This window comes from uncultured Paraglaciecola sp. (genome assembly GCF_963977085.1).
In the GTDB taxonomy this organism is placed as follows: domain Bacteria; phylum Pseudomonadota; class Gammaproteobacteria; order Enterobacterales; family Alteromonadaceae; genus Paraglaciecola.
This window is the reverse complement of sequence record NZ_CAXBNC010000011.1, coordinates 34,607-59,649: the sequence shown is the minus strand read 5'-3', so window position 1 is coordinate 59,649 and position 25,043 is coordinate 34,607. Positions and strand designations below refer to the sequence as shown.

Below are 25,043 nucleotides of genomic sequence, written 5' to 3'. Positions count from 1 at the left end.
TGAAACTGCGACTAACACTGACTCGTCATGAAAAAGCGTGAGTTAACTGCGTTTTTTGCGAACATACAAACCAAGTAAACCTAAGGACAATAGGCTGAGCGCAGCCGGTTCTGGTACATCACTTAGTATTTTATTTTCGGTCAAAGACACACTGTTAAGTAACAAGGTCGATCCAAAAGCATCGGTAAAACCTAAATCGTCTACTCCTAGATTCAATTGAAAATCTAAGAACCATCCAACTTGGTTTACAAACGAATTGTCTAATTCAAAAGTAAGCACTTGGCTAAATGCACCATCAATCTCTGCAGGTGCGTACAAAAAACCTAAGCCGCCGGTTTGGTCGTAATAATTTCCTGCACCGTCATTTAGGCCGATCAAAAAATAGTCTGCGATAAATCCCAAATCGTTACTGTTAATTTCACTGTCCACAGCAAAATCGATTTCCAATGAAAACGTACTATCTGCGGCGCCGCTAAAATCTAGTTCTTGAAACAAGGTATTCGCAAACCACGCCTCATCTATCGCGGTGCCTGTAAAGTCGCCAGCAGGATCAAAATGATCAACATTAATAGAGGCGCTGCAATTTCCGCCGTTATTAACCATGCCAAAATCATTGCCGAGTGACACATCACCAAAACCATCTGTATCTTTTTGCCATCCAGAATAATCACAACTAGAAAAATCACCGTTGATTATTGCGCCGCCAAAAGCGTTCGCGCTTGCTAAACAAAGCGTTAGCAAAGTGAGACCTGTAGTTAATTTCATTTTAATCCTATACATATGTTAGATAACGTCCGAATAGTGTGTAGTTATATTGGTATACAAGGTGGACAGTTTTAACATCCAGCTAGTCTTAGTTAGCTACCCGAGACATTTGACGTTTTAATAGAACCCGCAAAGGCGCAACCCATTAGGTGTAACCAGAAAGGTGCTCTACCCCTTATGTTAAATACCGTCACAAATAACACATTTGGTTAACAGTTATTTAACACGCACTAGCCTATGCTGCTGACATATAATCGCCCATACTTTTGCGCTCAAATGTGGTGTTCAGCAAGATAAGAAGGACTACAATTTTGGGCGTTTATTTTGTAGCGGCATGAGAAGGACTTTTACCGCGATAAAGCGGACGCTCGTTTTAAAAAGCAATCAATACTAGGGTTGTTTTAGGCAAAAAAAGAGAACATATCAGAGTGCCCCCCAAAAAAAACAATACATTTTATGGCACTCTTTAATACAGATCTCCTATGAAATTGTCGCACTCCCCCTCTACAAAAAATAAAATTCATCTCTCCCAAAATGAAATAAATGATTGCAACCAATCAATTTTAACACTCAAAAATTACACCCACTAATTTCACTTAGAAACATTCATAATTTTCAATAAAAGATTAAATTCAATTAAATCAACAAGATAAAACTTGGCATACGCATTGCTTTTGTAAGACGAATATTAGTCGGGTGTACGAAGCTTCTTCATTGAATGCCTCGTTTATTAAACCTTGAAGGAAAAATTAACGTGAAACTTAAAATCTGTAACAAAAGTGCACTGATTGCGGCAGCGATGTTGAGCCTAACAACGTTACCAGCCACTGCTGACGAAAACGGATTGTTCGGCATAAATCTACAAGAAGTAGTGACCACTTTAGATGCGTCGGAATTAACCACATCATTAGGTTTACCTGAATTGCCAGTGGTCGATAGCCTTTTGAAATTGGACAACGAAATATTGATCCAAGGTGGCGATATCGAATTGCTCAAACAACTTGTAGAAAAAATTGGTGGTGTCATTACCCATGATTTACCTCTGGTAAGTGGAATAGGCATTCGTGTTTCAGACCTGCAATTGGCACTACTGAAAAAAATGCCTGCTTTGATTACTATCACTGAAAATGAAGCAGTTTTTACTTCTAGTGCCTTAGATTATTGTTTGGTATATGGAAGCCACGTTGTTGACCTCACTGCTAATAAGATCCGTTGGAACTTATACAATGCGAAAGAAATGCAGGCTAATACTAAAAAAATGACCTTCACTTGGCCAGAAAGCTTAGGCAATGTGCGCTCAGTTAAATTTAATGGTTCAACTGTGTATTGGAGTTTATTCAGTCGCCAAAATGGTGAATTGACTTTGGATGCCAGTGACTTCAGTCGTAATGGCAATCTCGACGCCTTCGAAAGTGCAACGGTAGAGCTGACTTTTTCACGTTATGATGCCGACAGTTACGAGCAACGTGATTTTTCAATGGATGTGGAATTCGAAGAAAATTGTGATCGTAGCTTAGTGAAAGGTTATGACACCCAGGCAAATGAGAAAGACAGCAATAGTTATTATGTAGACAACATAGGCGCTGATGAGTTGCACGACAAAGGGCTAACAGGTAACGGTGTGACTGTTGCTGTTATCGACAGTGGCCTATGGGCTGACCATAAAGCTTTGCGTCAAAACACCAAAAATAAGGACAGAATTTTAGCGGCTTATGATGCTATTAATGATAGTGAAATTAGACCTGCAACAATGACCGATGAAAATAGTCACGGTACACATATTACCGGTATTATTGCCAACAGCGATCAAGCAATTGTCGAAGGAAAAAAACGTAGTTTCTATCAAGGTGTAGCACCAGATGCAAACTTAGTTGTAGTTAAAGCCTTCTACGAAGATGGACACAGCACCTATTTAGACGCACTTCGTGGCTTACAATTTATTGCCGATAACAGCGATAAGCATAATATTCGAGTGGTTAATCTGTCATTTGGTGCGCCGCCTCGTTCAAACTATTGGGCCGACCCAATCAATCAAGCTGTGATGAGATTGTGGGAGAAAGACATAGTAGTGGTTACCTCTGCAGGTAATACAGGACCAAAAGCAATGACTATTGGTGTGCCAGCTAACGTGCCTTATGTAATCAGTGTGGGTGCCATCAGCGATAACTACACACAGGACAACCTAAACGATGACACTTTATTGTCGTTCTCGTCTCAGGGACCAACCCATGAAGCTTTTATCAAACCTGACATGGTTGCTCCTGGTGGACATATGTTTAGTTTGGCAAATGAAGATATGTATGTACCTAGTAAATTCCCACAATACTTAAAAGGTGACGACCGTTTCATTATGTCAGGAACATCACAAGCCTCTGGTGTTGTCAGTGGTGTGGTGGCATTGATGTTACAAAACGATCCTAGTTTGAGTGCTAATGATGTGAAATGTCGCTTGATGAGCAGCACCACTATGGCTCAGGTTGATGGAAAATTGGCGTACAGCCCATTTCAACAAGGCTCAGGTACTATTAATGCCATAAAAGCAGTCGAGTCTGTTAAGTCAGGTTGTGCTAACAACGGCATGGACATTACGGCAGACTTAAGCGGTGAGCAGCATTACATGGGTGCGGCTCGTATGGACGCAGATGGAAACTACTACATCAAAGGTTTCGAATTCGAAGTGTGGGAAGAAGCCTTCATGTGGGATGAAGCCTTTATGTGGGACGAAGCTTTCATGTGGGATGAAGCCTTCATGTGGGACGAAGCCTTCATGTGGGATGAAGCTTTCATGTGGGACGAAGCCTTCATGTGGGATGAAGCTTTCATGTGGGACGAAGCCTTCATGTGGGATGAAGCTTTCATGTGGGATGAAGCCTATATGAATCAAGAAAACTTCATGTTACAAGAATAACCTTATACCCTGTTATTGCCGCCATAATCTTGAGTCAAATCTCTTGGTTATGGCGGAACATCTTGTACTCCTTTCACTTAAAACTTTTTTTATGCAATATTATCCCTTCAGAACAATATAAAGCTTTACAAAAACTGACCCAATAACAGTGGCGCTAAAATAGTCCAACCATCCTGACCTTCCTTATAAACACAAAGTCTGTTGTCTCAATGGCTATGTGTTGGCATCAATGAGTCTTTGCGTTAATCTAGCGATTATAATTACAAGAATAAGACGTCATTTGCGTATGTTTACAAAAGTAAACTTTTGGTGTGTATTTTTACTATCTTGCTGCCTTACGATTCACGCCGCTGAGAACCCCAGCTTTAGTTTTACACCAGCTGAACTCAGTGATCAGTTATCTCAAAAAACAATTCGCCAAATTTATCAGGACAGTACCGGTTACTTGTGGGTAGTGACTCAAGAAGGTGTGAGTCGATATGATGGCTATCAACTGCTTAGTTTTGTACACGACTCCCGTAAATCCGATTCTCTCAGTTCAGTTAATGTACGAGCAGTGCTGGAAGACAATGAGAAACGTTTGTGGATCGCCACAGACGGGGGTGGACTCAACTTATACAATCAAGCAAAACAAACATTCTCTACATGGAAGCAAGGTACTGACCCGTCAATTACGCCTAGTTCGAATCAAATTCGAAGTATGGCCTTAGATAAAGTTGGCTTTATTTGGTTGGGTTATAACAATGGAAACTTTAGCCGTTTTAATCCTAACGATATGACCTTCGAACACTTTGATACACGCCTGCTTTTGCCCAATTTGGAAAAAAAGGCCGCGGTTACATCAATTATTGAAGATGGCAGTAACATATGGTTAGCAACAGATGGTAACGGCTTACTCAAACTTGAAAAGGACAATAGAAAACTAACCCGTATTCACACCGGCTCTGCCAATCCTTTATTTAGTGATCGCTTAACCAAACTTTTCATCGACGTTCAGCAACGACTATGGCTAACCAGTTATGATGCTGGGGTGAGTGTATTGGATCCACAACGCAATAAATTTACGACCTTTCAACATCATGAAGAACAACCCAATAGTCTTGCAGGGAACCTGGTTCACACCATCTATCAAGATCAACGACAACGTTTATGGTTTGGTACAGAGGCGGGCGCTAGCCTATGGAACGGACAGAGTAAATTTACTACTTTTAGTGTCGATGATGGCTTGAGTGATAATAAAATCTTATCAATCTTACAAGATCCATCTGGCTTGATGTGGTTTGGCACGTTCAATGGCATCAGCAAAAGTATAGAGGTGCCTTTTGTACATATCGACAGTGGCTTGGCCAGTAATGTTATTTTAGGGTTTGCGGAAACAATATCTTCAGATGGTGAACGGGCCATATGGGTTGCCAGTTACGGCGGGATCACCCGCTTAAACAGTAGTGGCGAAGTGCAGCAAGTTATCAATAAAGACAGTAAGCCTGCACTTCAAGACGCAAGAATCATGACAGTGCGCGGTGACAATAACATATTGTGGTTTGGCTCCAGAAATGGCGGCTTAGGGCGATTAAACGTCGATAACATGCAAATTGATTATTTTGTGCATGATCCTGAAAATCCCAAAAGCTTAAGTTTCAACGGAGTCACCAGTGTTTTACCGGATCGTGAAGGCAACGTTTGGGTAGGTACCTTTGGTGGGGGGGTGAACTTCCTTGCAGCAGGAGCCAGTGATTTTGTACACTATCGCTTTGACGAAAACAATCCTAGAAGTCTCAACAGTGATCGAGTTTTAGCGGTATACCAACTAATCGACGGCACTATAGTAGTAGGTACTGTGTTAGGTATTAATATGTTAGATCCCAAAACTTTGGATTTTGATCATATTGAGCATCAAGCAGAAAATTTCGATAGTTTATCGGCATCAATGGCTTGGACATTTTATCAAGATCCAAAAGCGCAACTTTGGGTAGGCACCCAAGGTGGCGGTTTAAATAAATGGTTGCCACAAGACTTTTCTGCTCTGAATAATAAATTTACCCATTATGATGGTTTCAGTGGTTTACCAAGCAGCCACATTTACGCCATCCTTGATGATGAAAAGGGGAATTTATGGTTAAGCAGCACCGCAGGCTTAACCCGGCTTAATCCTGATACCGGAAAAATGCGGCATTTTGATACCTCGCATGGTTTAAAAAACAGTGAGTTTAATTTTGGCGCGGGCTTCAAAGATAGCCAAGGTTTTATGTACTTTGGGGGGAATACTGGCGTAGTGCGTTTTCATCCTGATGACATCAAAGATAGTGCCGTGATCCCCCCTGTTGTTCTGGTACGTATTAAAAAACTCAATGAGCAGGTTTGGTTTGATCAACCTTATCAGCAATTAGAAAAGTTACAATTAAACTACAAAGACTATTTTATCTCCTTCGAATTTTCGGCACTTGATTATAATTCCCCAGGTCAAAATGAGTACCGATATAAACTCGAAGGTTTGGATCCGAATTGGATTGAGTTAGAGCACAGACGTTTAGCCACCTTTACCAATTTACCATCCGGTGAATATGTGCTCAAAGTGCAAGCCAGTAATAATGAGGGTTTATGGAACACCCAAGGGGTAGAGTTACCTATCGAAGTATTACCACCACCATGGAAAACCCGATGGGCGTATAGTCTCTATGCTCTATTTGTGCTTTTAATTATACTTAATTTTGTATGGCGTTATCGCCGTAAACGTCTGCTTGAAAGACAACAAATGCTCGACTTAGAAGACAAAGTAGCAGAACGTACCAAAGAGTTGCAGCATGCCAATACAAAACTCGAACACGCCATGGAAGAAACCGAAAAAGCCCGCAGACTGGCAGAACAAGCAAGCAAAGAGAAGAGCGACTTTTTGGCGATTATGAGCCATGAAATACGCACCCCAATGAACGGCGTGCTGGGTATGACGGAAGTGTTATTAAGCTCAGAATTGAAACCCAAACAGCAACACTTTGCTCAGTTGGTGTATCGCTCTGGCAGGTTATTACTCGACTTATTAAATAACATTTTAGATTTTTCAAAATTAGAAGCCGGCAAAGCCACCTTAGAATCAGTGCCTGTTGACTTAGAAGCCTTACTCGAAGAAGTATGTGATTTATTTAGCGAAGCCGCCTACAACAAAGGATTGCATATCAATGCAATCTTGTCGCCTGAACCTTTACCGCAAGTGTTTGGGGATCCTGCAAGGTTACGGCAAATCATCGCAAACTTAACCAGTAATGCCATAAAATTTACCGAACGTGGCGAGGTGAATGTCAGCGTTAAACGTGTAGATTGCCACAATCAAAGTTCACTAAATGGAATAGATGGAGCCACTTACAGCGGTTTTGTATTTTGTGTCCAAGATACCGGTATTGGCATGGAGCCTGATCGTCAGCAAAAAGTGTTCGAAATGTTCACCCAAGCAGATGCATCTACCACGCGAAAATATGGCGGTACCGGTCTGGGCTTAGCTATATGTAAACAATTAACCGCTCTGATGGGTGGCAACTTAGCCTTGCAATCCAATATTGGGGAGGGCAGCCGTTTTAGTTTGGAGGTAGATTTACCCCTTACTGAAAACCCCTTGGTTGAGCCTGAACCTATTGTTGACTGCCCCAGCGTACATCTGGTTAATCTGCCAAGCGGTTTGGGTAGATCCATTGAAACCATGTTAAGAAAACTCAATATTCGTGGGATACACGTTTCGCGGATCAAAACAGAATTGGCAACCGCAAAAAATGGCTTATGGATCAGTCAAGCAGAACATCAGCATGCCATACAAAAATCAGGGATTTCTTTAGAAAACTGGATTTGCTTGTTGCCGACTTCACAATGGCAAGAAAACGACAAACGTAATATTTTACCTCTTCCTGTGCATTACCGAGGCTTACAGAAAAGTCTATGTCGTGCCTTAGGCATTGAAAATGAAGAGCAAAAACGCCTCGATGAAAATCATCGTAATCATCAACATTTCAACGTCACTATTCTGGTGGCAGAGGATAGCTTGACCAACCAAGAAGTGGCTAAGAGCATGTTAGGGCTAATGGGTTGTGAAATATGGCTAGCGGATAACGGCGCTGAAGCGGTTGAGCAGGTGAATCTAAGCCAACCTGATTTAATCTTAATGGATTGCCAGATGCCGGTAATGGATGGATACGCGGCGACCAAAGCAATCCGTAAAAATTGGCCAGATATTCCTATTGTAGCCCTTACCGCAGGCATGGGAGACAACCTACGTCAACAGTGTATCGATGCAGGTATGAATGATGTCATGTCTAAACCCTACTCGCTACAAGAATTAGAACAAACCCTTCTGCACTTTTTGCCGGTTTCTGAGATCCCAAATGACTCAGACTTGAACCAAAAGAAAGAGCAAGAGTCAATCTCGAGTAAACCATCCAGGGAAGGCAACTCTCAAGAGCTTATTCAGTCTACTGATGAACAAGATCACGATGCAGAGCAAAGTTTGTTGGATATGGGGACAGTGGATACTTTATTAAAAATATCCAAAGATACAGGCAATCCAGTGTTCAACCGAGTACTGGATGCATTTATCCAAGAAGCAGAGAAACTTGTCATTCAGTTGAGTGAACAAACCAGTAAAGAAGAACCAAATTTTACGGCAATCGGCGAGATTGCCCACGCGCTTAAATCCATGGCAGGAAATTCAGGGGCAAAAGCCTTATATGAACTATGCAAGGAGCTTGAAGAAAAAATGAAACATTCTCAAGCTGACGACATGACTTTATTGTCGCAACGCATTCAGGCGAAATTAGTTATCAGTTGTGAGAAATTGGAGCAATTTAGAAATGCCGAGTGACACAAAAATTAAAATTTTGGTCAGCGATGATGATCTTACCGCACGGATTTTAATGAAAGAAACCCTCGCCAGTGACTCCCTTGAAATACTTGAGGCGGTAAATGGTAAACAGGCGATTGAGCAATTCGAAAAGCATAATCCTGCACTGCTGTTGCTCGATGTGTCAATGCCGGAAATGAATGGCTTTGAGGTATGCGAATATATTCGTGCCCATAAAAATGGCAAACACATTCCGATTATAATGGTGACAGGCTCAGATGATCTAGAATCTATCCATAAGTCATACGCAGTGGGGGCAACGGATTTCATCGCAAAACCCATAAAATGGCCGATTCTAGGTGAGCGTGTTAAATATATATTGCGAGCCAGCCAAGCCTTTTCTGACCTAGTGACCCAACAGCAAGAGCTACATCAACTGGCATTTTATGACACCTTAACTGGCTTACCTAACCGTCAGAACTTAATGCAGGATTTGCAGCGCTTTTTAGCCATGGCTAAACGCAACGATTATCAAGCAGCCATGTTGTATATTGATCTGGATCGCTTCAAACGTATCAACGATACCATGGGCCACAGTTACGGTGATAAGTTACTTCGCAAAGTAGCACTGCGCTTACAAGCAAATTTACGAGACAGTGATATGTTTGCCCGCACAGGTCTGAGTGCAGAACCCCAAGCAACCCAGTTATCCAGTTTTGGTGGAGATGAGTTTACAATTTTTTTGAGTCGCCTAAACAACGCGAATGAAGCAATGTTAGTGGCTGAAAGAGTAATACGTAGCTTCAGCACCCCCTTTCAATTAGAACAATTTGAAGTAGTGATCACCCCTAGCATTGGTATTTCCGTGTTTCCTAGTGATGGCGAAAACGCCGAAACCTTGCTTAAGAATGCTGATACCGCCATGTATTTTGCAAAGGATTCTGGGCGTTGTTGTTATCGGTTTTATCAAGACTCTATGAACTCCAAAGCTGCAGCTCGATTACAGCTTGAACAAGACTTACGTAAGGCCTTGGAAAACAATGAAGTTATACCATTCTACCAACCTCAGGTGTGTGCTTTAACAGGTCGTATCCTTGGTGTTGAAGCCTTGGCCAGATGGCACAAACCTCAAGGTCAGCCAATTTTTCCTGATGAGTTTATTCCCATTGCCGAAGAAACCGGAATGATCATCAATTTAGGTCAACAAATACTCTATCATGCCTGCCAGCAAGCCAAAATTTGGCAGGACAGCGGTCATCCTATCCGTGTGGCGGTAAATGTATCCGGTCATCAATTTAAGCAGCCTGACTTTCCTGAAGTGGTGCAAAAGGTACTCAAAGAGTGTCAGTTACAAGCCTCGTTGTTAGAGTTAGAACTTACCGAATCCGTGATTATGAGTGACGCAGAAGAAAACATTGCGCGACTTAAAGAATTAAAAGCACTAGGGATAACCCTTGCGGTGGATGATTTTGGTACCGGTTATTCTTCCTTGAGTTATTTAAAGAAATTCCCAATTGATATTCTTAAAATTGATCGTTCGTTTATGTGTGATATCAATTCTCCACCAGATGATATTGCCATAGTGGAGGCGATTTTAGCCCTAGCGTCGAGCTTAAATTTGGGTGTCATTGCTGAAGGCATAGAATACAGCGGCCAGATCACCACTCTACAAAATACTAAAAATCTCCTGCTGCAAGGATATCTATTCTCGCGCCCAGTGGCGGCAGAATATATCTCTCCATTGCTGCAACAAAACTTCACCCATTTGATGCCGCAATAATGATTAAGCCTATGCCTGACATGCCGTCTGTAAATGAAGCTCTTGAACCGATTTTATTATATGTAGAAGATCCAAGTAGTTCTGTGATTTCAGAGTTGCAGGAACAACTTGCCAATACAGAATTTAAGATTAAGGTGGTTGCTCTTAGCAGTGAACTGATGGTGAATGCGTCACCAGATCTGCCCCCCGCAGCACCGCGGTTAGTGGTCTGCCAGAATCTAGACGATGCAATTGAGCTGACTGCAAAATATACATTAGTAGATTGCCAAATTTATTGGTTACCCGCAGATACACTGGGCTGGCAAGTCAGTCAAATCTCAAGAGAACATCAAGTAGTCGACTGGCGAGGGTGCGAAGTATTAGCCCTGCTGTTGCAACTATTAAAACAGCAAGCCAAGGCAACACAAGCTAAGTGGTATGCGGAACACAAGCTGGCATTGTTGTCGAATTGTTTAGGTGACTTATCAGTTACCTTAAGCCCACAGGGTGACATTATTGATATGAATCTTGAGTTGCGTACTTTAATGCAAAATAAAGGGATTTCAGCAATAGGAAAAAATTGGCTAGAGAGCTTAGATATTCCATCGAGTACCGCCAAAAGCCGTATGCAACATATCTTGTCAGACTTAAGCCATACTCACGCTATGACTAGGTTGCCACCTTTTCCTATTCAGTTAGATAACACTGTGATGATGGTCGATGGTTTTGTTGGTCCTTTACCTAAGAACGAAAGCTTACTTATTTTACGTCAAGTAGCCAGTTGGCAGAGTCATGAATGGCTTGAACAACTTAATCAACAAAGCGCCGCTGTCACCTTGTTGCTGATTAATCCAGATGACTTTTCAGAGTTTAATAGGATTCACGGTCGTGAAGCAGGTGACCAAGTGTTGCGGGAAATTATCCAGAGTATTTCAGGGGTGTTACGTGATGACGACTTTGCCAGTCGTTTCAGCGGTGCAGTATTTGCTGCCCATTTACCTGACACAAATGAACAACAAGGGCAAATTTTGGCAGCCCGTATGTTACAAATGCTGCGTACTAAGTCATTTTCAAACAAGAAGATTAATTTAGAATTTAGTTTTGGTTTAGCCACACTAGAAGCCGAAGAACAATTGGGTGAGCAATTGCCATTGGAATTATTCCGCCGGGCCAATGCCGCCTTGCAAGCGGCTCGCAGTGTAGGCGGCGGAAAACTGGTAAGTTGGCAACCTCAATTTGATGCCAATATATTGGCCAACTTAGACCGCATGAGTGGCAAATTTTCTGACGCCCCCAATGATGATTTTAGACTAATGAATTTACAGTGGGATATCATTCGTTTAATCGGAAGTACCCACTCTTTACAGGCATTTTCTTCTCAGGTCTGTGAATTATTGAATACTGGATTACAAAGCGAATTTGTGGGCCTTTACATGCCACAAGGTGCTGAGTTAAGTCACTTAGCTTGTAGCACAACTAAAGCTAAGGTTGATGTTCAAAACATTCACAATGAGGTAAAAATCAGCATTAAACTAGGATCCCTCGACAGCAATAAAATCCAGTCTATATCTAAACTGACACCTTTTCAGAATGTTGTTATTCCCCTTATTACCCGAGGCCAATGTTTGGCCGTTTTAGTGGTTTGTTGGCTACCTCAAGCTAATCTTGAAATACACAAGTGTAGCGAACAGCTTGAACAAATTTCGCCTAATTTAGCCGCCGCACTTGATCGTATTATTCTACTTGAGCAAGACAAAAATAGACGTACAGTGACTGATACGGATCATTCGGATGGGCACGAGTTAATATTTGAATCTGCCGCCATGCGTACCTTAATGCATCAAGTGCACCTTGTTGCGCCAACCGACGCATCAGTACTGATCATAGGTGAGTCGGGGACAGGCAAAGAAGTGATTGCTCAACAGCTTCATAACCAAAGTTTACATCCAGATAAACCTTTTATTACCGTCGATTGCTCGACTATTGTAGAGCACCTGATTGAAAGTGAGTTATTTGGACACAGGAAAGGCGCATTTACTGGGGCAATTAATAGTCAGCCGGGTAAAATTGCCCAAGCAGACGGTGGTACTTTGTTTTTAGACGAGGTAGGCGAACTGCCTTTAGATATCCAGTCAAAGTTATTACGTTTTGTGCAGGAAAAAACCTTTATTCCTGTTGGGGATCAGCGTGTCAGAAAAGTGGCCGTACGCTTAGTGCTTGCCACCAATCGCAATTTACAAGATGAAGTGGCAACAGGACGTTTCCGCGCTGACTTGTATCATAGGATAAACGTATTTACCCTAAGTTTACCGGTTCTGAATCAAAGGGGTGAAGATGCATTGTTATTGTCTCGACACTTTTTACGCAAATTTAGCCAGCAATATAAAAAAGACATCAGCGATTTTTCCGAGAGCGCTCTAGAAAAGTTACGGACCTACACTTGGCCAGGAAACGTTCGGGAATTAAGAAATTGTATGATGCGCGCGGTCATACTCTGTGCAGGCAATTATGTTGAGTCTGAACATCTGGTTTTGCAGCAAGAAGCGACAGAAGACAACGATCTTCAAAAAACCACTACTAACTCTCTGGTCGCGGAGCCCCCAGTTGCTGCAATATCAAATACGAATGCTGACGACTTAAACCAAATGTCGGATTTAATGACTCACTTAGTGGACGTGGCTAGTCAGCAGACAGAGAATTTTTCGGTCAGCGACTGGTTAGAAAAACATTGGTTAGCGCGATGTGTAGTGAAATGGGGAAGTTTGTATCAAGTCGCTCAACACCTTAATCAGTCAGAGTCCACGATACGCCGTCGTTATGCAAAGTTGAATACGCAGGCTTTTGATGATACTCAGTTACAGGAATTGACAGTAAATTGTCACCACCTTTTCGATAATCTGCTACAGAACAACTCTCAAAGTACAATATGGCAGTCAATAGAAGCATCATTACATGCCATAGTGCTGCAGCGCGACGTGAGTCAGCAACAAAAAGCGAAGTTACTCAACGTAACACAACCCACCTTACGTAAAATTATACAAAAGTCGCAACTAACACTTTAAGCTTTACCACACACTCAGGTTAAGGCGTCTATTTCCCTTTGTTAGCACGACTCCTATTAAAATAATAGGAGTAAGCTTAAAAACGCTGTGGCAACAGTACTAGCCCATGAATAAAAATAGCTGTATTAACCCTTTAATTGCGACAAGTAATGGTGCACTTCTTCCCTATCCGACAGAACAAATAATAAAACTACGTCACCGGGTTGCGCGAATTCCATAGCGATTTTTGCGCCTTCTAGTGGATTAGCTGCATATTGTATTTTTTTGGCTGGGACTGCTTGTTGTCGCAAAAACTCAGTCGCCACTTTTGGCACATCGCCTATTTCCCGCCCTCGTAAATAACGCTCTAACTCGCAGACAACATATAAACTGGCGTCTAACTCGGTTACGGCAGCGGTAAGATTGCGAATGTCCTCATCACTCCTGTCCCCAGCATGACTAAACATGGCTATTCGACGTTTAGCAGGTAGTTGTTTAATGGTTTTTACAACCGCTCGCATACTGTGTTCGTTGTGGGCAAAATCCACAAGCACCTGAATACCATTGACCTCATAGATATTGCCCCTTCCAGGATTGTCTTGAGCATTGCTACCAAAATCCTGTAAGCCATCTCGAATCGCTTGAGTCGGTAAGTTCAGCGCTTTACATAAACCCACTACGCCTAATGCATTTTGTACATTGTGCTCGGCGGCCCCATTAAGGGTCATGGGAACCTGTTCCAGTCCTTCAATAACTTCTTCTTGGTTAGCTGCCGCATAAACAATATGTCTATTACGTATAAATACGGCCGCCCCACCTGAGGTTAACTGGCTTTGGATAAGAGGATTCGTTTCGTCTGTGCTGAACCAACAAATCTTTTTGTCTAACTTTAAGGCTTGTTCAACCACCAGCTTATTGTCGGCGTTTAATACTAAGGTGCCGTTCGCATCTAGTCCCTTCGCCACAACAAATTTGGTTTGGGCAAGTTCTGCAACTGTATTGATACCATATTGCCCTAAATGATCGCTGGCAACGTTGGTAATCAGCGCTGCATTAACCGAATCAACAGGTATGCCTCTTCTTAAAATTCCCCCTCGCGCCACTTCTAAAAAAGCGAGTTCAGTGCGCGGATTCCTAAGTAACATTCTGGCACCACCTGGACCTGAATAGTCGCCCGTATCAATGATGTCATCACCCACACGAATAAAGTCAGTAGACGTGACGCCTGCCACATAACCAGCGGCTTTAGCAATGTGCGATGCTAAGCGTACACTAGTAGATTTACCGTTAGTGCCTGTGATAAAAACCCGTGGAATATCTTGATATTGCTGCCACTGAATAGTTGCTAATTCTGGCAGGGCACGACTCGGCCAAGTTTGTGATGACTTCCCCATCCCTAAGCTGACTTCATCGTCATCAACGATACAACTTACGCCGTGCTTTTGTGCTGCATCCATAAAAGAAATAAGCGCAGGATTGCGTTCTTCAGCCAGTTCAAGGTGTAATTCATTTAGCCGTTGTTGCCAATCTGGTATCGCTTCACCTCTTAGCTCAGCCACAGCACAATGCCACGCCAGTTCAGCAAGGTCACAAGCACAATAAAGTGCATCCATAGGAGCACAAAGGGCTAAGTTTGCCCCTTCATTATGCAGCCTATAGGTAGTGTCTGACTGCCAACCAAACTCCTCTAACAGCTTTGCTACCCAGTGCTGCCAAAGATTCACCACTTTCTGCTTATCAATGCCTGCAATGAACACATCAACAATGGCGCCAGGGTGATCCCACAATAAGTTAGGCCCAGTTAAGCGCCTAGCTTCGTCTAGTTCTAATCGCATCAGTCGACTATTCCTTAATCAGAATCTTCGTCATGCTCAACCACCAATCGCACCCCACGTTCGTCATGCACCAGTGACTCTCCTGCGTTTAATTCGAACTTATGTTCAATAGGTTCAAAGAGTTTTTCAGGGAAGTCTTGAGAGGGTGTTTCATCTTGTTTATCTAAGTCTGCATGGCCTTTAAAATGTACGATCTGTTTCCAACAACGGGTGATGTTGTCTCCCAAAATAATCAGCAAATCTCCCTTTGCACAATCCTTCAGTCCTTGCTCAATTGCTTCTTCTTCAGATGGGATAACTTGAATATCGGCTTCATCTATACCTGCTTCAAGCAATGTTTGTTTAAGCATTTCTGGGACTTCATCGTGTCCACGACCTCGTCTGTCATCATCCGCTTTGCAAATAAAGCTATCGAATCCCTTAGCGGTGATATTTGCCACAGCTAACACATCTTCATCTCGTCTATCGCCAGGCATAGCAAGTACAATGCGGCGTTTTCCAGTGACATCTAGTCGTGTTGCTAAATCGGTAATGGTTTCGATTGCAGCGGGATTATGTGCGTAGTCGAGTATCACTTTGAAAGGTAATTCGTCGTAAATATTCAGTCGCCCTGGGGCTTGATAGAAAGAAGTATTAAAAATTCGCAAGCCTTGGCGAATATTTTCCAGCGAGGTTTCAAAACTATAGGCAATAGCAGCGGCAAACATCGCGTTTTGCACATTGTGCATCGCTTTACCTTCCACTGTTGCTGGGATTAAATGGGTCCAAAGTAGCGGTATATGTGCGCCTTTATCATAGATAGTGATCATATCACCGTTAATACCTTTTTCGAGTACCGCCGCCATACCACCACTGCGAATATGTTCACGCACTAGGCCATGACCCGAGTCCATGGTTACATAACAAATACGCTCGGCTTCACAGAAATCAGCCATCTGTAAACATAGATGATCGTCTGCATTAAGCACCACTACATCTTTGGCGACTTCAACTACCACGCGTTTTATTTGCGCCAGTTGTTCTACTGTATTAATGCCTCTTTGACCTAGATGGTCTGCTGTAACGTTAAGGCAAGCCCCTACATTACAACTGGTATAACCTAAACCACGTTTTAGAATACCACCTCGAGCGGTTTCCATAATGGCAAAATCAACACTAGGATCACGCAATACAATTTGCGCCGCGGTAGGGCCTGTCATATCACCTTTAACGCTTAAATGACCGTCTATATAGACCCCGTCTGTAGAGGTCATGCCGGTGGTAAATCCAGACGACTTCATGATGCTAGCTAACATACGTGACGTGGTGGTTTTCCCATTAGTACCGGTAATAGCAGCAATGGGGATCCGTGATTGGCTGCCTACTGGGAACAACATGTCGATGACTTTTCCGGCGACATCTCTTGGTGTGCCTTCACTGGGTGCCACATGCATTCTAAAACCAGGCGCCGCATTACATTCGCAAATTCCGCCACCAATTTCTTTATAGGATTTACTGATGTCGTCAGTTAAAAAGTCGACTCCACCCACATCAAGACCGATAGCTTTAATAGAGCGCACTGCCATATCTCTGTTATCTGGGTGCACCATATCTGTCACATCAATGGCGGTACCGCCAGTAGATAGGTTTGCTGTAGAGCGTAAAAAGAAAATTTGGTCTTTATCCAAAACCGTTTGTTTATTGTAATTTGCCTCTTCCAATAGTCGTTCGGCTTGACTATCCAATTCCAATCTAGTTAACACTTTTTCATGACCAATACCACGGCGCGGATCTTGGTTCACAATATTAACAAGTTCTTCAATAGTGTTTATGCCATCACCCACTACATGGCCAGGAACGCGTTTCGCCACCGCCACTAGTTCGTCGTTGACAACCAGCATTCTGTGATCAAATCCGGTCAGAAAACTTTCTATCAAAATAGCTTTGCTGGTACCGTGTTTTTGCGCTTCATGATAGGCGGTCACAACCTCTTCATCTGTAGTGAGGTTAATGCTCACGCCTCTACCATGGTTGGCATTTAAAGGTTTAACTACCACAGGAAAACCAATACGGTTCGCTGCCCTTGCAGCTTGCCTTTCACTGTAAACCATCAATTGTTGTGGTACAGGCAATCCTAAATCATTCAGTAAATTATGGGTGTCTTCTTTGTCGCAGGAAATTTCTACAGCAATATGTTTGGTTTGACTGGTAATAGTGGCTTGAATACGTTGCTGGTATTTACCGTGGCCAAACTGCACTAGACTATATTCGTTAAGTCTAAGCCAAGGAATATTGCGCTGTTCTGCAGCAGCAACTAGAGAGCCAGTACTGGGACCAAATTCTTTACGCTGCGCCATACGCACAAAACTGCGAAGTTCGTCGTTAAAATCAAAATCTTCTTCAATATCAGTACTAATAGCTTGCTGGACGTTAGCCGGCATCAGATGTGTTAACAAGCGCATACCTAAAGCGCCGGCTTCTAGGCCAACATCTCTTTGATGATATTGATAAACAACGTTATAACAGCCTTCTTTTTTAAGGCTTCGAGTACGCCCAAAATTAACGGGTGAGCCAGCCAAGTTTTGTAATTCAAGGGCCACATGTTCCCAAATATGCCCTATCCAGGTTCCTTCATCTTCTCTTAAACGCCTGATAAAGCCACCTTCTTCTCCATAGGAACAACCATGGCTTTGTAATGAAGGTAAAGCTGCAATCAGTCCATCAATAAAGCCCGAGCCCAATTTTACTGAAGGCCAATTTTCTAACTCACCAATATCGATTTGATAACGAATGACAGGGAAATTAGCGTAGATATTTGGACCAACATACACATTTTTGCTGAGAATTTTCATAGGCTAAAGTTTCCTGCTTAAATTTACTGAATTAAGAATACATTGAGAAAGTGTTGACGAATAACACAGTAAACTAACTTATAGAAAAACAACCATAAGCGCCATTGTTTTTAATGTTTTAGGAACAAAAGATCTGACTGATATGGGCAGGGTAAAAATCATACCTGCCCATATTTTAAGAGGGGTTACTCAATAAAGGCTTGACGATCATTAATATTATAACGACTGCCATTTGCCAATATATGTAATTTTAAGTTAAGCAAAGTCAATGCATCACCACTTCGCGCTTCTGCCATAGAAGAATGTTCAATATCCGAAGGATCAATTACTGTAATTGCGCCACTGCCCACTACGGTAAATTCATTATTACTATCGATAAAAGCAGCAGTATCTTCATCCAGTCCTAGGCCAAGTAAAAACGGATTATAAGACACTGCACTTAATAGGCGCGATAACCTATTTCGCTCATTAAAATGTTGATCAACCACTATAGTATTAATCAGTCCCATACCTGGCGCTAAATTAACGCCATCTTCTGTAGGCACAATGCCGGTATTGCCACCAGTAATCATATGTTGCGAGACAATAGCTGCGCCTGCTGATGTACCTGCTACATGTACACCTTGAGCATTTAACCTACGAATAGTTTGAGCGATAGGTGTGCCACCAAGAATAGTCGACAAACGTAATTGGTTACCCCCTGTGATGAATATACCAGTACAGCTTTCAAGCTGGGTGACATATTCTTCTTTCTTAGCATCATTGCGATCACCAATAGGTAACCAATGAGTATGCCCAGCGCCCAACTCCTTAAATATTTTTTGATATCTCTCACCGGTATCTTCCAATTGAGAGGCGGTAGGTACAATACAAATATCTGCATCGCTGCCACCACATAATTCAACAAATTTAGTGAGAATTTCTGGGTTATCTATTTTTTCTTCGGCACCACCAATGGGTATCACAAACCCGCGTTGTTGGCCTTCAATATCTGGAGACGGCATTTTTATTCCTCAAAGGTACCTTTCTTAACAACTTCTTTATTGTAGATATGCCAAACACCCATAGCCATAACGTGGCTTATGCGGTTTTGAGTATCTAAAACGATTAAATCAGCGTCCATTCCGCGTGCTATTCGACCTTTAGTTTTAAAGTTCATAAGCGTTGCAACATTGCTGGTAAAAAATGCCAAACAATCTTGTATTTTTGTTCCTTGATCCACCAGCTGGTAAAACACATTAGTCATAGCGATGGAATTAGCAAAATCCATTTTGGTCATATGACCATGGCAATCAAAATTAGGCAGACAACCACCGCCGTCTGAACTAATGGTTAATTTATCTTGGGGGAAATCACTATTGATATAGCGTAATAATGCGTCGGCTGGCTCATAGCCTACCTCACCTGTTTCAAAGGCGGTAACATCTATCCAGCAACCTTGCTTGGTTAATTCACAGGCTTCTTCGAATAATTCTCTACGTCTATTTACATGAGTAGGATTAAAGGTTTTAGCTGGGATCTCTGACGAAGCGATGGCTTCTCGCACTAATGATAATCCCCGCTCTCCATCACCTAAATGCAAATGCACTATTCCGGCTTTACCAGTCATCAACCGAGAAACGTGAGCCTCTGATGCAACCTTTAATAATTCATTGAGTGTGGGTTGTGATGATCTATGATCACTAATGGCCAATTCACCGACCCCCACTATAGGCTCAATAAAAACAATATCAGACCTTATTGAGCCTGTTAATGTAGTGGGCGGCAGATGATATCCACCGGTATAACAATAGGCAGATAAACCTTCTTCACGCAACGAATACACTTGAGCAAGTAATGATTCAGTGCTGCGAGTCAAATCATCGGTGCCCAACAACCCAACCGCAGTAGTGACGCCGGCTAGGGTAAATTGACTTAAAGGCACGGCGGGAACTCGAGTAGAAAACCCCGCTTCACCGCCACCACCAGTGATATGAGTATGGGCGTCTATAAAACCTGGGAGCAGTGCTTGGCCTTGCAGATCAAGTTCATCAACGGCAAGTAGCGAGTCCAATACAGGCAGGTCATCACCCATATACAGAATTTTTCCGCCACCAATCACTAAATGCTTAAGACCCATTGCATCTGGCGCATAAACATTAGCGTTTTTGAGTAAAGTTATTGAACTAGCTGAAGCCACAGAATTTACCGACATATAAAAATAAGATGAAAACAGCGCGATCCTAAAGCACTCAAAGCCGCTTAGCAAAGGCTTTGTCAGCTTAATCACAGTATAAAACCAAGATAAAGTGCAGTAGGTAACTGCAATTCACAAAAAATAGGACTAAAGTAGTGACTTGTTCATCATCTACACATGGAAAGACTAGCATGATTAAAATTCTATCACTCACAATATTGTTGTTAGCGATAATGCCTACTTTCGCTGCAGTAAAAGACACTCCTCACGCAGTAAAAACTCTGGAAATTTACAAAACCATCATTGAGATCCCAACCGTCGCTGGTCGTGGCAACGTCCCAGAAATGGCCGAATACCTAGCCAAAGAATTCCGTGAAGTTGGTTTTACAGATGACGATATTCAGATTCTTCCCACAGGTGAAACTGCTGGCATGATTGTACGCTACCAAGGAGATGGGACTGTTAAACGCCCTATACTTTTACTCGGCCATATGGACGTAGTAGAAGCCCTAGACAAAGATTGGGAACGCCCTCCTTTTAAGCTCGCGCAAGATGATAAGTATTTTTACGGCCGCGGCACTATCGACAATAAACTGGGTATCACCATGCTCTCGTCCACTTTTATACGTTTGAAAAAAGAAGGCTTTATCCCTAACCGAGATATGTTTTTGGTTTTTACTGGCGACGAAGAAACCAGCATGGTCACCACAAAAATGCTCGCTAATGAACGCCCTGAATTGGCAAACGCGGAATATGCTCTCAACTCTGATGCTGGAGGTGGTGATCTTGATAAATCCGGCAAAGCCATAGCGTATTTGGTACAAGCGGCTGAAAAAACCTATGTCAGCTTCGAACTCACATTGCGCAACAAAGGCGGGCATAGCTCAAGACCTAGACCCGACAATGCCATTTATGAACTCTCAACAGCACTGCTTAATATCAGAGACTATCACTTCCCAGTGAGATGGAGTGACATGACTCGTGAGTTCTTCAAAGTATCAGGCGCACAATTGGGCGGCGAACTTGGAAAAGCTATGACAGCATTTGCAGATGATCCAAGCAACAAAAAAGCCTCTGACCGACTTGAAATAGAATCCTCATACGTAGGCACCACTCGCACTACCTGTATTACCACTATGTTAAAAGCAGGACACGCCGAAAATGCCCTACCTCAATCGGCCACAGCTACCGTCAACTGCCGAATTTTTCCAAGGGTAAGTGTTGCGCAGGTCAAACAAACATTACAAAAAGTCGTTAAAAACGATGCCATTGAATTTGTCACTTTAGATACACCGGTAGAAAGCCCAATATCCGAATTGCGAGATGACGTTATGGGGGCGATCAAAAAAGCGGTACATGCACGTTATCCAGAATTACAAATCATTGCCTACATGGAATCAGGTGGCACAGACGGCATGCACTTTCGCAAAGCAGGTATCCCCACATGGGCCTTATCCAGCGCGTTTATGAACCCAGATGAAATGTTTGCCCACGGTTTGAATGAGCGTTTACCTAAGAAGACTTTTTATGATGGACTGGATCATTGGAGCATTATTTTGAAAGAGCTGACGGGGAATTAGCGGTATACACCTTAGCAAAACGGGGAGTCATCTCCCCCTTTATATACCTGTATGTGTTAACTTTTTAGTTAAAAGCTTATTAATTTCTGCAACACTTTTAGGTCGGTGAAAATAATAGCCTTGAAAATATTCACATCCCATTTTTTGTAAGGTGGCCAATTGTGATGCGGTTTCAATGCCCTCTGCAATAGCGGTTAATTTAAGACTTTTTGCAAGATTAACAATAGTCGCACATATTTCAGCATCCTCGAGTTTTACATCACTCTCTGCCACAAAAGATCGATCAATTTTTAGGATATCCAAGGGTAATATTTTTAAGTAACTTAACGACGAATAACCCGTTCCAAAATCATCCACCGAAACATTACAATTAAGTGACTTCAACTCGTTTAAAATAGACACACAGTTTTCAATGTCTTCAATCAACATACTTTCGGTGATCTCAATTTCTAGGTATTTTCCATCAATGTTGTATAGCGCTAACTGAGATTTGATAAAAGGCAAAAATTCTGGACTAACAAGGTGTCGCCCTGCAATGTTAATAGAGACAGGCAACACCTGATACCCTTGTTCAAACCACTGTTTCAGGGTTTTCAAGACGGCCACAATAACAAACTCCCCAATAGCCACAATCAGGTTACTTTGCTCTGCAATGGGGATAAACTCAGCCGGCGAAATATGCCCCAAAGTTGGATGGTGCCATCGTATCAAAGCTTCTAAAGACACTAATCTGCCTTCAGCGGTTACTTTGGGTTGATACACCATACTAAGCTGATTCAGCTCTAATGCGGCTTGGATCCTTCTTTCATATTCACCGTCTTCAAGTGCTTTTTCTCCCATGAGATCGGTATACAATTGAAAATTATCTCTGCCTTTTGTTTTGGCGTGATACATAGCGATATCGGCGTGTTGTATCAATTCATCGGGACTGACATCACCCGAATCAGAGATCGCTATGCCGATACTGGCAGGGATGCGGTAATTTTTATCATTTATGGTGATGACATCCCGTAATGCAGTTAATACGTGTTGAGCCTTTTCACCTATGCTCTCGGACGTCAGCGCACCTGTTACAACTATAATAAATTCATCTCCCCCCAAACGCGCAACTACATCGTTTTCGCGGCATACCTTAGTTAATCGCTCAGCAACCTGTACTAACAAAAAGTCACCCGCTTTATGCCCTAAGGTATCGTTAATTTTTTTAAAGTTATCTAAATCCAAAAAATACAGCGCAATCACGTTCTTATTGAGCTTTGCTTCGCTAACGGCCAAGTTGAGCTCACGCATTAGGTGAGTACGATTTGAAAGATGAGTAAGTGGATCTTTATAAGCCAAAAAGTGCAATCTTGATTGAATTTTCTGCTCTTGGGTGACATCTCTAAGGTGTAAAGTAAATTCCAGCCTTTTGTCCATACTTACCCTAGCGCTAGTAATGGTAATTTCAGCTGGGAAGGTTTGCCCTGAAGCACGTTTTAATTGTAATTTAGAACGCCTGTCTAACACTAAGCCACTAGCGTAAGAAAATTGGTGGGACAAACTTACAGTAAAGAGTTCTTTATCTTCATCCTGCGCAAAGTTTTCAATAAAACTCTGACCGGAAATTTGATTTTTCAAAATCCCCAAAGTACGTTCAGCTGCAGGGTTAAATTCAATTATATGACCTTGCCAATTAATGGAAATAATGCAATCCATCGAAGAGTCCAAAATGGCACTTTTACGTTTTTCACTCAACTTAAATTGGTTGATTGCCTGCTCTCTAGCATGCATTTCTTGGGATACTTTTGAAATGACCTGATTATATTTTTTTGCGATTTGGCCAACTTCAGTGAAAGGCTCTTCTTTTACCGGTGAGCTATAATTGCCGTCTATTTGATGGGTTTGCATATCATCTAATAATTCAATCAACTCAGTGGTGGCATGATGTTCACTGACATTTAAACCTCTGTTTTCATCGTCTTCCGATACCCTAAGTGGGTGTAAGCGATTAAGAAGCACTATTAACAGATAACTCACACAAAAACTAAAGAATCCAATTGTGATGATACCCATTAATTGCACTGCAACTTGCTGAATCATCGATAACCCAGTACCTAATATTAGCGGGTCGCCAAAAATTCCCACCGCCAAGGTCCCCCACGCACCTGCAAATAAGTGTGTTGGGATCACTTTTAGCGCATCATCCACTTCTAATATGTCGAGTAGTTGTGAACCATAGTGTGCGATGCCCCCCGCCAAAATGCCGATAAATGCAGCTTCAATGGGTGACACTGCATGGCAGCCCGCCGTCACTCCCACTAATCCTGCAATAATACCATTTAGGCTAGAACTAACGTCTACATAACGCTGGGTCATTTGATGTAAAACCGTGCTAGCCAAACCGCCCCAAATACCCGCTAAACAGGTGTTTAAAATAATAATAGGCACTAAATCATCAAAAGTAAGCGCACTGCCGCCATTAAAACCAAACCAACCAAACCAAATAAGCATAGTGCCTAAAGCGGCCATGGGAATGTTGCTACCAGAGGGAAAGTTATGGTCTGATTGGAAGCGTCCTAATCTAGGTCCAATCACTAAAACGGCCGCTAGTGCTACCCAACCGCCGACTGAATGCACCACAGTTGAACCTGCAAAATCAATAAAACCTAAGTGTTGCAGCCATCCATCGTTGCCCGAGGTATACGCGCCTGCCCATGCCCAATGGCCCACCACAGGATAAATAAAGGCGCTAAGAATAACGGTAATATAAATATAACCTGAAAAGCGCATTCGCTCTGCCACAGCACCAGATGTCAGAGTGGCAGCCGTACTACAAAACATCATTTGGAAAAGAAAAAACAGAATTTGATAAGGCGTGTTATTTTCACCAAATAAAAACTCACCCGTCCCAATCCATCCTGCGACACTTGGACCAAACATTAAGCCAAAACCAAATAACCAAAACACGCTAGCGGAAACGATAAAATCGGTGACATTTTTAGCTGCTACATTAATATTATTTTTACTGCGAGTTCTGCCACTTTCTAAACATAAGAAGCCCACCTGCATTAAAAAAACAAACATAGTAGAAATTAGCAGCCAAAGGTGCTCTAACATTTACTTTTGTACTCTAAAGTGATGATTATCATTTAATAGACAAAGCAATTATTGTTCCCATTAAAATGCCGCGCTATGCCCAGAAAAACACCAACTACTCCCCACTAAGGTGCAACCAATAAAATATATTGCCATTTCGCCCCAAAACAGGGCCTGAATAATTAATTTTGAGGCTGTATTTAGGGCATTTATTTAAAAATATTTTCCAATGACCCATGTCAATACTAAGCTGC

The 25,043-nt window shown here is 42.3% G+C and carries 11 protein-coding genes; 5 read left to right on the top strand and 6 right to left on the bottom strand.

Annotation, left to right across the window (positions count from 1 at the left end; translation table 11 throughout):
* Positions 1-42: 42 nt before the first annotated feature.
* Entirely contained in the window at positions 43-765 is a 723-nt protein-coding gene (locus tag AAC000_RS13720; protein ID WP_339723358.1) for a PEP-CTERM sorting domain-containing protein, read from the bottom strand.
* A 754-nt stretch (positions 766-1,519) separates the two neighbouring features.
* Between AAC000_RS13720 and AAC000_RS13715 the strand changes: the two genes are divergently transcribed.
* From AAC000_RS13715 to AAC000_RS13700, 4 genes are all read left to right on the top strand, one after another.
* Complete coding sequence (locus tag AAC000_RS13715; RefSeq protein WP_339723357.1) at positions 1,520-3,673, top strand: S8 family peptidase; 2,154 nt, start codon at positions 1,520-1,522, stop codon at positions 3,671-3,673.
* Between the two features lie 286 nt (positions 3,674-3,959).
* Entirely contained in the window at positions 3,960-8,513 is a 4,554-nt protein-coding gene (locus tag AAC000_RS13710) for a two-component regulator propeller domain-containing protein (protein ID WP_339723356.1), read from the top strand.
* Positions 8,503-10,272, top strand: coding sequence for an EAL domain-containing protein (locus AAC000_RS13705; protein ID WP_339723355.1), 1,770 nt, complete (start codon positions 8,503-8,505; stop codon positions 10,270-10,272). Before AAC000_RS13710 ends, AAC000_RS13705 begins: the two co-directional genes overlap by 11 nt.
* A complete protein-coding gene (locus tag AAC000_RS13700; protein ID WP_339723354.1) occupies positions 10,272-13,313 on the top strand; it encodes a sigma 54-interacting transcriptional regulator in 3,042 nt (1,013 codons plus the stop codon). The genes AAC000_RS13705 and AAC000_RS13700 overlap by 1 nt, the downstream gene beginning before the upstream one ends.
* 125 nt (positions 13,314-13,438) lie before the next feature.
* Here the strand turns inward: AAC000_RS13700 and AAC000_RS13695 are convergent, their stop codons facing one another.
* The 4 genes from AAC000_RS13695 to iadA form a co-directional block, all read right to left on the bottom strand.
* On the bottom strand, positions 13,439-15,127 hold the full coding sequence (locus AAC000_RS13695; protein ID WP_339723353.1) for a Mur ligase family protein: 1,689 nt from the start codon (positions 15,125-15,127) through the stop codon (positions 13,439-13,441).
* Positions 15,128-15,141: 14 nt separating this feature from the next.
* Positions 15,142-17,958: a cyanophycin synthetase gene (gene cphA, locus AAC000_RS13690; RefSeq protein ID WP_339723352.1), complete on the bottom strand. Its 2,817-nt coding sequence runs from the start codon at positions 17,956-17,958 to the stop codon at positions 15,142-15,144.
* A gap of 185 nt (positions 17,959-18,143) precedes the next feature.
* Complete coding sequence (locus AAC000_RS13685) at positions 18,144-18,962, bottom strand: cyanophycinase (protein WP_339723351.1); 819 nt, start codon at positions 18,960-18,962, stop codon at positions 18,144-18,146.
* A gap of 2 nt (positions 18,963-18,964) precedes the next feature.
* Positions 18,965-20,152 carry a beta-aspartyl-peptidase gene (gene iadA, locus AAC000_RS13680; RefSeq protein ID WP_339723427.1) on the bottom strand — a complete coding sequence of 396 codons (1,188 nt, stop codon included), beginning with the start codon at positions 20,150-20,152 and terminating at the stop codon, positions 18,965-18,967.
* A 173-nt stretch (positions 20,153-20,325) separates the two neighbouring features.
* Here iadA and AAC000_RS13675 point away from each other — a divergent pair, with 173 nt between their 5' ends.
* On the top strand, positions 20,326-21,714 hold the full coding sequence (locus tag AAC000_RS13675; RefSeq protein ID WP_339723350.1) for a M20/M25/M40 family metallo-hydrolase: 1,389 nt from the start codon (positions 20,326-20,328) through the stop codon (positions 21,712-21,714).
* 39 nt (positions 21,715-21,753) lie between these two features.
* Here the strand turns inward: AAC000_RS13675 and amt are convergent, their stop codons facing one another.
* A complete protein-coding gene (amt, locus tag AAC000_RS13670) occupies positions 21,754-24,810 on the bottom strand; it encodes an ammonium transporter (RefSeq protein ID WP_339723349.1) in 3,057 nt (1,018 codons plus the stop codon).
* Positions 24,811-25,043 lie beyond the last annotated feature (233 nt).